Below are 13,602 nucleotides of genomic sequence, written 5' to 3'. Positions count from 1 at the left end.
GCATTCTTCTCGTCGACGTGTGATGTATGGACCCCACTTTTCGCAAAGCTGCCCTCGAATATCACGAGGCAGGACGCCCTGGCAAGATTTCGGTCACCCCGACCAAGCACCTGACCAACCAGCGTGATCTCGCGCTGGCCTATTCGCCAGGGGTAGCGGCGGCTTGCGAAGAGATCGTCGACGATCCGGCCAACGTGTTCCGCTACACCGCGCGCGGCAACCTGGTGGGTGTGATCACCAACGGCACGGCCGTGCTCGGCCTGGGCAACATCGGTGCGCTCGCCTCCAAGCCCGTGATGGAAGGCAAGGCTGTCCTCTTCAAGAAGTTCGCCGGCATCGACGTCTTCGACATCGAGATCAACGAGTCGGATCCGGACAAGCTCGTCGAGGTGATCGCCGCGCTCGAGCCCACCTTCGGCGGGATCAACCTCGAAGACATCAAGGCACCCGAGTGCTTCACCGTCGAGCGCAAACTGCGCGAGCGGATGAACATTCCGGTCTTCCACGACGATCAGCACGGCACTGCGATCACGGTGGCCGCCGCCCTCATCAACGGTCTGAAAGTCGTCGGCAAGGACATCGGCACGGTCAAGCTCGTGTCCTCTGGTGCCGGCGCTGCCGCGCTCACCTGCCTCGAACTCATGGTCGATCTCGGCGTCAAGCGCGAGAACATCTGGGTCACGGACATCGAAGGTGTGGTGTACGAAGGCCGCACGGTGCTCATGGATCCGGACAAGGCCAAGTTCGCTCAGCCGACCGAGGCGCGTCGCCTGGCGGACGTGATCGGCGGCGCAGACGTCTTCCTGGGGCTGTCCGCTGCGGGCGTGCTCAAGGCCGACATGATTGCGCAGATGGCCGATCGTCCCCTGATCCTGGCCCTGGCCAATCCGACGCCCGAAGCACTGCCCGAAGACGTCTTCGCCGTGCGCACGGACGCCGTCATGGCCACCGGCCGCTCGGATTACCCGAACCAGGTCAACAACGTCCTCTGCTTCCCGTACATCTTCCGCGGCGCGCTGGACGTGGGTGCCACGACCATCACCCGCGAGATGGAGATCGCTGCCGTCCATGCGATCGCCGGCCTCGCGCAAGAGGAAATGAGCGACGTCGTGGCCCTGGCCTACGGGCGCACCGATATTTCCTTCGGCCCCGAGTACCTGATTCCCAAGCCGTTCGATCCGCGCCTGATCGTGCGTATCGCCCCGGCTGTGGCCCAGGCGGCCATGGATGGCGGCGTGGCCACGCGCCCGATCGCCGACATGGAGGCCTACACGAACCAGCTGCAGCAGTTCGTCTACCACTCCGGCGCCTTCATGAAGCCGGTGTTCGCCACCGCCAAGCAGCTCTCGCGCGAAGGCGGCAAGAATCGCATCGTCTTCACCGAAGGCGAAGACGATCGCGTGCTGCGTGCGGCGCAGATCGTGATCGATGAGAAGCTTGCCCGCCCGATCCTGGTGGGGCGCCCTCGGTGCTCGCCTCGCGCATCGAGAAGGCCGGCTTGCGCATGCGCCTGGGCGTGGACGTCGAAGTCACCAACCCGGAATTCGATTCGCGCTTTCGCCAGTACTGGACGGCCTATTGGGAGATCATGAACCGGCGTGGCATCACGCAGGATCTGGCCAAGGTCGAGATGCGCCGTCGCCTCACGCTGATCGGTTCGATGATGATCCATCTGGGCGAAGCCGACGGCATGGTCTGCGGCACCGTGGGTCTCTTCGGCAATCACCTGCGCTACATCGACGAAGTCATCGGCAAGCGTGATGGCGCCAAGGTCTATGCGGCGATGAACTTCCTCGTGCTGCCCGAGCGCACGGTGGCGATGGTCGACACGCACGTGAACGAGGACCCGAGCGCCGAAGAGCTGGCGAACATCACCATCATGGCCGCCGAAGAGATGAAGCGGCTCAACCTCGAGCCCAAGGCCGCGTTGCTGTCGCACTCGAATTTCGGTTCGCACAATTCGCCCTCGGCGGTGAAGCAGCGCGAGGCGCTCGAGATCATCCGCCGCGACGCGCCCTGGCTCGAAGTCGACGGCGAGATGCACGGCGACGTGGCCCTGGATCCAGTCGCGCGCCAGCGCCTCCTGCCCACCTCGACGCTGTCGGGCTCGGCCAACCTGCTCGTGTGCCCGACGATCGAGTCGAGCAACATCGCCTACAACCTGCTCAAGACCGCCGCGGGTGGCAACGTGGCCGTGGGCCCGGTCCTGCTCGGCGCGAACGCGCCGGTGCATGTGCTCACCCCCAGTGCCACGGTGCGACGCATCGTTAACATGGCCGCCCTGGCCGTGCTCGATGCCAACTCGCAGCGCTGACGCTGCAACCCGTGCACCGGCCCCGCGCACGGGCCTGGTGCTGACGGGCGGCGGGGCGCGCGCGGCCTACCAGGCCGGCGTGCTCAAGGCCGTCTTCCGCCTCATGGCGGACGAGGCAGGCGGCGCGCTCGCGCGCAACCCGTTCGACATCATCTGCGGCACCTCGGCCGGCGCCATCAACGCCACGGCCCTGGCCTGTGGCGCGGAGAATCCCCGGGCTGCGCTGCGGCGCCTGCTCGCCATCTGGGAGAACCTCACCACCGATCGGGTGTATCGATCGGACTCCCTTGGCATCGTGCGCACTGGTGCGCGCTGGCTCTCGATGATGTCCTTCGGCTGGATGCTGGCCCGGCTGCGCCGCGAGCGTCCCCGTTCTCTGCTCGATAACGCGCCGCTCGCCGAACTGCTCGCACTCACCCTGGATTTCCATCAGCTCGAGGTCAATCTCGCGCAAGGCGCGCTCGGTGCGCTCGCGGTGACGGCCTCCGGCTACACCTCCGGTCGCCACCTCACGTTCTACCAGTCGTCGCTGAACATCGCGCCCTGGCAGCGTTCGCTGCGCCTGGCCGTGCGCGATCGCATCACCGTGGACCACCTGCTCGCCTCCAGCGCCATCCCATTCATCTTTCCGGCGCGTCGCCTGGGCGTGGGCGACTACACCGAGTGGTGCGGCGACGGCGCCATGCGTCAGCTCGCGCCGATCAGCCCGGCGATCCATCTGGGCGCCGAGCGCGTCCTGGTGATAGGGGCAGGGCGTTCGCACGAGAACCCGGCCGCGGAGCGCGAATCCGGTTACCCGACGCTCGCGCAGATCGGCTCGCATGCGCTGTCCAACATCTTCCTGGACAGCCTGTCGGTGGACATCGAGCAACTCGAACGCACGAATGCGGCGGCGCGCATCATGCCGCCGGCGCTGCGCCAGTATCTGGGCGTGCGGCCCATCGCGGCACTCGTGATCACGCCCAGCCGCAACCTGGACGAGATCGCCGCGCGCCATGTGCAGTCGCTGCCGCCCACCATGCGGGCCCTGCTGGGCGGCGTGGGGGTCTCCGCCAATGGCGGCGGCCAGACGCGCGGCTCGGGCCTCGTGTCCTACCTGCTGTTCGAGCGCGAATACACGCGCGAGTTGATCGCGTTGGGCTGGGACGACACCATGGCCCGCGCAACCGAGGTGCGCAGTTTCTTCGCAGGCGAGGCGGTCTCGTGAGCCCGCCAGAGGGGTGTTGCCACGCGCGCGCGCGTCGTGAAAAATGCGGCCCTGAGGCCATGGTTGCCAGGCCCGGTTTTTTTGCAGATGCGTTGCACCACAGCGTGGCGTTTTAGGGTTTAATCGCCCCCTTTGCCTTCGGCACGAAGGCGCACGTCGCATCCAGGTCAGGAGGGTCATCGTGACGATTACGCACGATTCCTTGCAAGCATTGATTCAACAAGGCGGAATGCTCCAGACGCATCCGCGCGAGCCCCTGGCGGCGGCTGCCGAGGCGCTGGGCTACGTGGTGTTCGACGTCGATTGCAGCCGCGCCAAATCCAAATCGGCCGTGTTGCGCGCCATTGCGAGCGCCGTCGATTACCCCGAGTTCTTCGGCAGCAATCTCGATGCGCTGCTCGATTGCCTCACCGCCACCGTCCTGGATGCGCAAAGGCCCGGTGCGCTGGTGCTGCTCGTAGGCATCAATGCCGAGGAGCCTGGCGTGGGTGAACACGTGGACGACATCCTCACCACGTTCTCCGACGCTGCGGAATACGTGCGCGACAACGGCCGCGCGCTGGCTTTCGTGCAGGTTGACGGCGGCGCCGCGCTCAACGACTGAGTCGCGGCCAGGCGCCAGCGGGCGACGCTGCGGCGTCCGCCTGTGACGGCGCGCTAGCCCGCTGTCGCGGCCAATCCCGAGGCGACGTGACGCAGCGCGGGACGCGCCGGGGCCCGCCGCCACGTCAGGGCTGTGCGTCCTGCCAGCCCAAGAGGGCCGTGGCGGCCGCCGTCAAGGCCAGGCCCGCCGTCTCGGTGCGCAGCACCCGCGCGCCGAACCGCACTGCCCGCACGCCCTGCGCGCGTGCCAACGCCAGTTCCTCGTCCGACCACCCGCCTTCCGGCCCGATCAGGAGCATGAGCTCGCGCAGGTCTTGCGTCTGTGCGAGCGTCTCGGTGAGCGTCTGGGCGCCTTCGGGATGGCACAGCAGCGCGAGGCTGTCGGCGGTTCGCGGCTGTGCCAGCCACTGCGCCAGCGTGACGGGGGCATGCACCTCGGGCAAGGTGTTGCGGCCACACTGCTCGCAGGCGGCAACCACCGTGCGCCGCCATTGCGTGAGGCGCTTGGCTTCACGCTCGTCGGACAGGCGCAGCACGCTGCGCTGCGCGGCCACCGGCACCACCGCATGAACCCCCAGTTCCACGGCCTTCTCGATGATCCAGGCCATCTTGTCGCCCGAGGCCAACCCCTGCACGAGCGTGATGCGCCCGGCGAGTTCGGTGGTGTCCTCGAGCGGGGCACCCGGGCGGGCTGACGCGGCCTTGCCATGCACCTGCAGTGTCGCGTGACGGGCATTGCCGCGCCCGTCGAAGAGCACGATCGGCGCTCCATCGGCCAGGCGCAGTACGCGCAGCGCATGGTGGGCGAGTGGCTCAGGCAAGGGGAGGTCGGCGTCCCCGGCGAGCGGGGCATCGAGATGGAAGCGGGGCAGGGCCATGGCACAGGGCGAGCCGGCGGTTTTCCGGCCGGTCGGCGAATCACGCTAAAATTCTGGGTTTCGCAGTATTGCATACCGCCTATCCGCCATGAGTGCTTCCACCTCCCCCGATACCGCCATGGCCTCGCGCATGGCCAATGCCATCCGTGTGCTTTCCATGGACGCCGTGCAGCAGGCCAACTCCGGCCACCCCGGCGCGCCCATGGGCCTGGCCGAAGTCGCCGAAGCGCTCTGGAATCGGCACCTCGTCCACAACCCGGCCGATCCGGCCTGGCCGGGGCGCGATCGCTTCGTGCTGTCCAACGGCCACGGCTCGATGCTGCTGTACTCGCTGCTGCACCTGACGGGCTATGACCTGCCCGCGAGCGAGCTGCGCAATTTCCGCCAGCTGCATTCGCGCACGCCGGGCCACCCCGAAGTCGGCATCACCCCGGGGGTCGAGACCACCACCGGCCCGCTGGGCCAGGGCCTGGCCAACGCGGTGGGCCTGGCGCTTGCCGAGCAGTTGCTCGCGGCCGAGTTCAACCGCGACGGTCACACCGTCGTCGATCACCACACCTACGCGATCGTGGGCGACGGCTGCCTGATGGAAGGCATCTCGCACGAGGCCTGCTCGCTCGCCGGCACGCTGGGGCTGTCCAAGCTCGTCGTGCTGTACGACGCCAATGGCATCTCGATCGACGGGCACGTCGAGCACTGGTTCGCCGACGATACCGCCAAGCGTTTCGAAGCCTACGGCTGGAACGTGGTGCGCGACGTGGACGGCCACGACGCCAATGCGGTGAGCGCAGCCATCGATGCGGCACGCGGCGCCAACGCCGGCCCCTCGCTGATCGTGTGCCGCACCATCATCGGCAAGGGTTCGCCCAAGATGGCCGGCACGCACAACGTGCACGGCGCGCCGCTGGGCGCCGAGGAGATCCTCGCCACCCGTGGCGCGCTCGCCTGGACCGACGACGCCTTCGTCGTGGCCGACGACATCCATGCCGCCTGGGACGCCCGCGAGCGCGGCGCCAAGGCACAGGCCGAGTGGCAGCAGCGCTTCGACGCTTATGCCAAGACGCATCCCGAGCTCGCCGCCGAGTTCCTGCGCCGCATGCGCGGCGACCTGCCGGAAGGCTTCGCCGATCGCCTGGCCGGCCTGCTTGCCAGCACCGTGGAAAAGGCCGAGACGGTCGCTTCGCGCAAGGCCTCCCAGTACGCCATCACGGCGCTGGTCGAGATCCTGCCCGAAATGCTCGGCGGCTCGGCTGACCTCACCGGCTCGAACTTCACCGACTGGAAGGGCGCGGTGGCGGTGCGCGCCGGTCGTCCGCTCCACGCCGGGCGCCACATCAACTACGGTGTGCGCGAATTCGGGATGGCCGCGATCATGAACGGCCTCGCGCTGCACGGCGGCTATCTGCCCTTTGGCGGCACCTTCCTCACGTTCTCGGATTACTCGCGCAACGCCATCCGGATGGCTGCGTTGATGAAGCAGCGCGTGGTCCACGTCTTCACCCACGATTCGATCGGCCTGGGCGAAGACGGCCCCACGCACCAATCGGTCGAGCACGCCGCCAGCCTGCGTCTGATCCCCAACCTGTCCGTCTGGCGTCCGTGCGACACCGTCGAGACCCTGGTGGCCTGGGGCCACGCCGTGCAACGTCCGGCCAGCATCGGCATGGAAGTGCATGCGGGCGGCCCGACCGCGCTGCTGCTCTCGCGCCAGAACCTGCCCTTCGTGCAACGCGACGACGCCACGATCGCCGCCGTGGCGCGCGGTGGCTATGTGCTGCGCGACGCGCAGGACGCCAAGGCGGTGATCATCGCCACCGGCTCGGAAGTCGCCCTGGCGCTGGCCGCCCAGGAAGCGCTGGCCGCCGAAGGCGTCGCCGTGCGCGTGGTGTCCATGCCCAGCACGGACGTCTTCGACCGCCAGGACAAGGCATGGCGTGCCAGCGTGCTGCCGGCCGGCCTGCCGCGCGTGGCCGTGGAGGCGGGCATCACCGATTACTGGCGCAAGTACGTGGGCCTGGACGGCGAAGTGGTCGGCATCGACACCTTCGGCGAGTCCGCCCCCGCGGGTGTGCTCTTCAAACACTTCGGCATCACCGCCGAGGGCGTGGCGCACGCCGTGCGTCGCGTCCTCGCCTGACGGCCTCGTGCCTCGCTGACGATCTTCGCTTTCGATTGCCATTGCATCATCACTGGAGCTTGACGACATGACCATCCGAGTTGCCATCAACGGCTACGGCCGTATCGGCCGCAACGTTCTGCGTGCCCACTACGAAGGCGGCAAGAAGCACGACATCGAAATCGTCGCGATCAACGACCTGGGCGATCCCAAGACGAACGCCCACCTCACGCGCTTCGACACGGCCCACGGCAAGTTCCCCGGCACGGTCACGGTCGATGGCGAGTACATGGTCGTCAACGGCGATCGCATCCGCGTGCTGGCCAACCGCAACCCGGCCGAACTGCCGTGGGGCGAGCTGAACGTGGACGTCGTGCTCGAATGCACGGGCTTCTTCACCACCAAGGAAAAGGCCAGCGCCCACATCAAGGGCGGCGCGAAGAAGGTCGTCATCTCCGCGCCCGGCGGCAAGGATGTCGACGCCACCGTCGTCTACGGCGTGAACCACGACGTGCTGAAGAAAGAGCACACCGTGATCTCGAACGCTTCGTGCACCACGAACTGCCTGGCCCCGCTGGTCAAGCCGCTCAACGACAAGCTGGGTGTGGTCTCGGGTCTGATGACCACGATCCACGCCTACACCAACGACCAGGTGCTGACGGACGTCTATCACGAAGACCTGCGTCGCGCCCGTTCGGCCACGATGAGCATGATCCCGACCAAGACGGGTGCTGCCGCTGCCGTGGGCCTGGTGCTGCCCGAACTCAACGGCAAGTTGGACGGCTACGCGATGCGCGTGCCGACCATCAACGTGTCCGTGGTCGACCTGTCCTTCATCGCTGCCCGTGAAACCACGGTCGACGAAGTCAACAGCATCCTGAAGGAAGCCTCCGAAGGTGCGCTGAAGGGCATCCTCGACTACAACACGGAGCCGCTGGTGTCGGTCGACTTCAACCACAACCCGGCCTCGAGCACGTACGACGCCACGCTGACGAAGGTCTCCGGCACGCTCGTGAAGGTCTCGAGCTGGTACGACAACGAGTGGGGCTTCTCCAACCGCATGCTCGACACCACCGTGGCCCTGGCCACGGCCAAGTGAGCGGCGCGGCCATGGCCAAGCAGCCAATCACCCTGGCCGCGCTCGCCGAGCGCGGCGAGCTGAAGGGCAAGCGCGTCTTCATTCGCGCCGACCTGAACGTGCCCCAGGACGACGCGGGCAACATCACGGAAGACACGCGTATCCGCGCCTCCGTGCCGGCCATCCGGCTGGCGCTGGAAGCGGGTGCCGCCGTGATGGTGACCTCGCACCTGGGTCGCCCCACCGAAGGGCAGGTCACGCCCGAAGACAGCCTCGCCCCCGTGGCCGAGCGCCTGTCCGCGCTGCTTGGGCAGCCCGTGCCGCTGGTCTCCGGTTGGGTCGACGGCGTCGACGTGCAGCCCGGCCAGGTCGTGCTGCTCGAGAACTGCCGCTGCAACGTGGGCGAGAAGAAGAACGACGAAGGGCTGGCGCGAAAGATGGCCGCCCTGTGCGACGTCTACGCCAACGACGCGTTCGGCACGGCGCACCGCGCCGAGGCCACGACGCATGGCATCGCCCGCTTCGCCAAGGTCGCGTGCGCCGGTCCGCTGCTCGCGGCCGAGCTCGATGCCCTGGGTCGCGCCCTGACCGAGCCCAAGCGTCCGCTCGCGGCGATCGTGGCCGGCTCCAAGGTGTCGACCAAGCTCAGCATCCTGCGTGCGCTCGCCGACAAGGTGGATCAGCTCATCGTGGGTGGCGGCATCGCCAACACCTTCATGCTGGCCGCCGGTCTGCCCATTGGCAAGTCGCTCGCCGAACCCGCGCAGATCGAGGAGGCCCGCGCCATCATCGATCTGATGCGTGAACGCGGCGCCGAGGTGCCGATCCCCGAGGACGTGGTGTGCGCCACGGCGTTCGCCGCCGATGCGCCCGCCACCGTGAAGGCGGCGAACGAGGTCGGCCCGGATGACCTCATCCTGGACATCGGCCCGAAGACGGCCGCACGTCTGGCCGAGGCCTTGAAGCGTGCCGGCACCATCGTCTGGAACGGCCCCGTCGGCGTGTTCGAGTTCGATGCGTTCGGCAAGGGTACCGAGACCTTGGCGCGTGCCATTGCGGATGCGCCTGGCTTCTCGATCGCGGGCGGTGGCGACACGCTCGCGGCGATCGCCAAGTACGGCGTGTCCGATCGCATCGGCTACATCTCGACCGGCGGCGGTGCGTTCCTGGAGTTCCTGGAAGGCAAGACCCTGCCTGCCGTGGACGTCCTGCAGCAGCGCGCCTGAGCGGGAAGTGCCGAGACGGCTGCAGCCGTCCTGGCATGTTCTGGGAAGCCCACCAGCGTGACAGCGGGTGGGCTTTTCTCTTGGCGTTTTCGCATGACCGATTACGACTGCATCATCGCCGGCGCGGGCGTCGTCGGCCTGGCCATCGCGCGTGCGGTGGCCGCCACGGGCCGCTCCGTGCTCATCGCCGAGGCTGCCGACGCCTACGGCACGGCCACGAGTGCGCGCAATTCCGAAGTCATCCACGCGGGCATCTATTACCCCGCGGGCTCGCTCAAGGCGCGACTGTGCGTGGAGGGCAAGACGCGGTTGTACGCGTACTGCGCCGAGCGCAACGTGCCCGCACGCCAGGTGGGCAAGCTCATCGTCGCCACCGCGCCCGACCAGGTTGCCCGACTCGCGGGCATTCAGGCGCAGGCCCGCGTCAACGGCGTGGACGATCTCGTGTACCTGGAAGGGACCGAAGCGCGTACCCTGGAGCCGGCGCTCGCCTGTGAGGCTGCCCTGTTGTCGCCGGCCACCGGCATCGTCGACAGCCACGCCCTCATGCAAAGCCTGCTCGCCGATGCGCAGGCGTACGGCGCCGATCTGGTGGTGCGAACGCCTGTGCTGGCTGCCGAGCCGTCAGACGAAGGCTGGGCCGTCGCCATGGGTGGCGACGAGCCCATCACCCTCTCGGCCAGCTGGTTCATCAACGCGGCGGGGTTGCATGCGCCGGCGCTCGCCGCGCGCATCACCGGAATGCCGCCGCAGGATGTGCCCCAGGCCTTCTTCTGCAAAGGCACCTATGCCGCGCTGGCGGGGCGCGCGCCATTCTCTCGGCTGATCTATCCCGTGCCGGAAGCCGCCGGGCTCGGCGTGCATCTGACGCTGGATCTCGCCGGGCAGGCGCGATTCGGCCCGGATACGGAATGGGTGTCGGGGGAGGAGTATGGTCTGGATGCCGCGCGCCTCGCGGGCTTCGAGGCGGCCGTGCGCGCCTACTGGCCGGGTCTGCCGACTGACGCACTCACGCCCACGTACGCCGGTGTGCGGCCCAAGATCACCGGCCCAGGCGTGCCCGCGGCGGATTTCGTGCTGCAAGGCCCGCAGGTGCACGGGCTCACTGGCTTGATGAATCTTTTCGGGATCGAGTCGCCAGGGCTGACGAGCTGTCTTGCCATCGCCGACGAGGTGTTGAGCCGACTGGAAATGACCGGCGAGCCACCGATGAGCGGCATCCAATCGGCAGGATTGGCCTAAGTCTCGGGCAAACCAACGATTTTTAGCATATGTGCCAATGCGATACAATGCGGGATGTTGTGGAGCCCGTGAGACGTGTTTGTCTCATGCTGGCGCGATGGCCCGCCGCAGCGGGTGAGTGAGGAATGTCTTCCATGGTTATCGACTCCTATCTGCCCGTCCTGATGTTCATCCTGGTGGGCTCCCTGGTCGGTGTGGCCTTGTTCACGGCGGGTTCGGTCATCGGGCCGCGCAAGCCGGATGCTGCCAAGCTGGCCCCGTACGAGTGTGGCTTCGAGGCGTTCGAAGACGCCCGCATGAAGTTCGATGTGCGCTACTACCTCGTCGCGATCCTCTTCATTCTCTTTGATCTCGAGATCGCCTTCCTGTTCCCCTGGGCCATGGCCAATGGCCAAGTCGGCATGCTCGGCTTCTGGACCGCGATCATCTTCCTCTCCATCCTCGTGGTGGGGTTCATCTACGAGTGGAAGAAGGGCGCCCTCGATTGGGAGTGAGCACCACGCTCACGCATACCCTGCATCCCGGAATCATCTCATGGCTATCGAAGGACTCCTGAAGCAAGGCTTCATCACGACCAGCGCCGACACGGTCATCAACTGGGCCCGCACGGGCTCGATGTGGCCGATGACGTTCGGTCTGGCCTGTTGCGCGGTCGAAATGATGCACGCGGGCATGGCCCGCTACGATCTGGACCAGTTCGGCATCATCTTCCGTCCCAGCCCCCGCCAGTCCGACGTGATGATCGTCGCCGGCACCCTGTGCAACAAGATGGCCCCGGCCCTGCGCCGCGTGTACGACCAGATGGCCGAACCGCGCTGGGTGGTCTCCATGGGCTCCTGTGCCAATGGCGGCGGCTATTACCACTACTCGTACTCGGTGGTGCGCGGCTGTGATCGCATCGTGCCGGTGGATATCTACGTGCCGGGCTGCCCGCCCACGGCCGAGGCCCTGATGTACGGGCTGCTGCAGCTGCAGAACAAGATCCGCCGCACCAACACCATCGCTCGCGGCTGACCGGCATGTTTGCCCGTCAGCGCCGCGCCCCTTCGGCAGACACCGCATGACCAAACTGGAAACCCTGCAGGAAAACCTGCGCGCCGTGCTCGGCGCCGGCCTGCAACTCACCGAGGCCCTGGGCGAAGTCACCCTGGTCGTCCCGGCCGAGCGTCTCATCGCCGTGTGCACCACGCTGCGCGATCACCCCGATCTGCGCTTCCAGAGCTGTATGGACGTGTGCGGGGTGGATTACGCCACGTACCGCAACGGCATCGAGCCGGCGCCGGCGCGCTTCGCCTCGGTCATCCACCTGCTGTCGCTCGAACACAACTGGCGCCTGCGCGTGCGCACGTTCGCGCCGGAAGACGCCTTCCCCGTGCTGCCCTCGTTGATCGACGTGTGGCCGAGCGTGAACTGGTTCGAGCGTGAGTCCTTCGATCTGTACGGCATCCTGTACGAAGGCCACCCCGATCTGCGTCGCATCCTGACGGACTACGGCTTCATCGGCCACCCGTTCCGCAAGGATTTCCCGCTCACGGGCAACGTCGAGATGCGCTACGACGAAGACCAGAAGCGCGTCGTGTACCAGCCGGTGACCATCGAACCGCGGGAGATCACCCCGCGCGTGATCCGCGAAGATTCCTACGGGGCAGGGCGCTAAGACCATGGCCGAGATCAAGAACTACACCCTGAACTTCGGGCCTCAGCACCCGGCCGCCCACGGCGTGCTGCGTCTGGTGCTCGAGCTCGATGGCGAAGTCATCCAGCGCGCCGATCCGCACATCGGCCTGCTGCATCGTGCCACCGAGAAGCTCGCCGAGCACAAGACCTTCATCCAGGCGCTGCCCTACATGGACCGCCTGGATTACGTCTCCATGATGTGCAACGAGCACGCCTACGTCATGGCGATCGAGAAGCTGCTCGGCATCGAAGTGCCGCTGCGCGCACAGTACATCCGCGTGATGTTCGACGAGATCACCCGCATCCTGAACCACCTCATGTCCGTGGGCAGCCACGCGCTGGACGTGGGCGCGATGGCGGTGATCCTGTACACCTTCCGCGAGCGCGAAGACCTGATGGACTGCTACGAAGCGGTCTCGGGCGCACGCATGCACGCGGCGTACTATCGTCCGGGCGGCGTGTATCGCGACCTGCCGGACACGATGCCGCAGTACAAGGCGAACAAGTACCGCAAGAACAAGGATCTGGAGGCCATGAACGCCGCGCGCGCGGGTTCGCTCCTGGATTTCATCGAAGACTTCACCAACCGCTTCCCGGCCTGCGTCGACGAGTACGAAACCCTGCTCACCGACAACCGGATCTGGAAGCAGCGCCTGGTGGACATCGGCATCGTGACCCCGGAGCGCGCCATGGCGCTGGGCTTCTCCGGCCCGATGCTGCGCGGCTCGGGCATCGCCTGGGATCTGCGCAAGAAGCAGCCGTACGAAGTCTATGACCTCATGGACTTCGACGTGCCCGTGGGCAAGAACGGCGACTGCTACGACCGCTATCTGGTCCGCATCGAAGAGATGCGCCAGAGCAACCGGATCATCAAGCAGTGCGTGGAGTGGTTGCGCAACAACCCCGGCCCGGTCATGACGGACAACCACAAGGTCGCACCGCCCGAGCGCGCGGCCATGAAGTCCAGCATGGAAGAGCTGATCCACCACTTCAAGCTCTTTACCGAAGGCTTTCACGTGCCGCCCGGCGAGGCCTACTCGACGGTCGAGCATCCCAAGGGTGAGTTCGGCATCTATCTGGTCTCGGACGGCGCGAACAAGCCGTACCGCCTGAAGATCCGCGCCCCCGGCTTTGCGCACCTGCAATCTCTCGACGAGATGGCGCGCGGCCACATGATTGCCGATGCGGTGACGCTGATCGGCACGCAGGACATCGTGTTCGGCGAAGTCGACCGCTGACACCAGAACTGTTCCAGGAACCG

The 13,602-nt window shown here is 67.0% G+C and carries 11 protein-coding genes and 1 pseudogene; 11 read left to right on the top strand and 1 reads right to left on the bottom strand.

All coding sequences use genetic code 11. The features are described from left to right. Positions 1-26: 26 nt before the first annotated feature. The 3 genes and pseudogenes from IMZ29_RS12120 (at position 27) to IMZ29_RS12110 (ending at position 4,125) form a co-directional block, all read left to right on the top strand. Positions 27-2,314 (top strand): annotated as a pseudogene (locus tag IMZ29_RS12120) (NADP-dependent malic enzyme). Then, positions 2,295-3,521, top strand: a complete 1,227-nt coding sequence (locus IMZ29_RS12115; protein ID WP_216184080.1) for a patatin-like phospholipase family protein — start codon at positions 2,295-2,297, stop codon at positions 3,519-3,521. The pseudogene IMZ29_RS12120 and the gene IMZ29_RS12115 overlap by 20 nt, the downstream one beginning before the upstream one ends. A 181-nt stretch (positions 3,522-3,702) precedes the next feature. Then, positions 3,703-4,125: a barstar family protein gene (locus IMZ29_RS12110; RefSeq protein WP_216184078.1), complete on the top strand. Its 423-nt coding sequence runs from the start codon at positions 3,703-3,705 to the stop codon at positions 4,123-4,125. 124 nt (positions 4,126-4,249) lie between these two features. Here the strand turns inward: IMZ29_RS12110 and IMZ29_RS12105 are convergent, their stop codons facing one another. Continuing rightward, on the bottom strand, positions 4,250-5,002 hold the full coding sequence (locus tag IMZ29_RS12105) for a 16S rRNA (uracil(1498)-N(3))-methyltransferase (protein ID WP_216184076.1): 753 nt from the start codon (positions 5,000-5,002) through the stop codon (positions 4,250-4,252). Positions 5,003-5,090: 88 nt separating this feature from the next. On the opposite strand from IMZ29_RS12105, the gene tkt reads away from it, so the two are divergent. From tkt to IMZ29_RS12065, 8 genes are all read left to right on the top strand, one after another. After that, the gene (tkt, locus tag IMZ29_RS12100) at positions 5,091-7,139 is read left to right on the top strand and encodes a transketolase (protein WP_216184074.1); all 2,049 of its coding nucleotides are present in this window, start codon (positions 5,091-5,093) and stop codon (positions 7,137-7,139) included. Positions 7,140-7,206: 67 nt separating this feature from the next. After that, complete coding sequence (gene gap, locus IMZ29_RS12095; protein WP_216184072.1) at positions 7,207-8,217, top strand: type I glyceraldehyde-3-phosphate dehydrogenase; 1,011 nt, start codon at positions 7,207-7,209, stop codon at positions 8,215-8,217. An 11-nt stretch (positions 8,218-8,228) separates the two neighbouring features. Next, the gene (locus tag IMZ29_RS12090; RefSeq protein WP_253207072.1) at positions 8,229-9,422 is read left to right on the top strand and encodes a phosphoglycerate kinase; all 1,194 of its coding nucleotides are present in this window, start codon (positions 8,229-8,231) and stop codon (positions 9,420-9,422) included. Positions 9,423-9,515: 93 nt separating this feature from the next. Beyond that, positions 9,516-10,664 carry an NAD(P)/FAD-dependent oxidoreductase gene (locus IMZ29_RS12085; protein WP_216184070.1) on the top strand — a complete coding sequence of 383 codons (1,149 nt, stop codon included), beginning with the start codon at positions 9,516-9,518 and terminating at the stop codon, positions 10,662-10,664. A gap of 134 nt (positions 10,665-10,798) precedes the next feature. Beyond that, the gene (locus IMZ29_RS12080) at positions 10,799-11,158 is read left to right on the top strand and encodes an NADH-quinone oxidoreductase subunit A (protein WP_216184068.1); all 360 of its coding nucleotides are present in this window, start codon (positions 10,799-10,801) and stop codon (positions 11,156-11,158) included. 40 nt (positions 11,159-11,198) lie between these two features. Continuing rightward, the gene (locus tag IMZ29_RS12075; RefSeq protein WP_216184066.1) at positions 11,199-11,678 is read left to right on the top strand and encodes a NuoB/complex I 20 kDa subunit family protein; all 480 of its coding nucleotides are present in this window, start codon (positions 11,199-11,201) and stop codon (positions 11,676-11,678) included. A 46-nt stretch (positions 11,679-11,724) separates the two neighbouring features. Next, a complete protein-coding gene (locus IMZ29_RS12070; RefSeq protein ID WP_216184064.1) occupies positions 11,725-12,321 on the top strand; it encodes an NADH-quinone oxidoreductase subunit C in 597 nt (198 codons plus the stop codon). A 4-nt stretch (positions 12,322-12,325) separates the two neighbouring features. Beyond that, on the top strand, positions 12,326-13,579 hold the full coding sequence (locus IMZ29_RS12065; RefSeq protein WP_216184062.1) for an NADH-quinone oxidoreductase subunit D: 1,254 nt from the start codon (positions 12,326-12,328) through the stop codon (positions 13,577-13,579). Positions 13,580-13,602 lie beyond the last annotated feature (23 nt).

Source organism: Verticiella alkaliphila, from assembly GCF_018904615.1.
Taxonomy (GTDB): Bacteria; Pseudomonadota; Gammaproteobacteria; order Burkholderiales; family Burkholderiaceae_B; genus Verticiella; species Verticiella alkaliphila.
The sequence above is the reverse complement of the archived record's forward strand: the minus strand, read 5'-3'. Positions and strand labels throughout refer to the sequence as shown.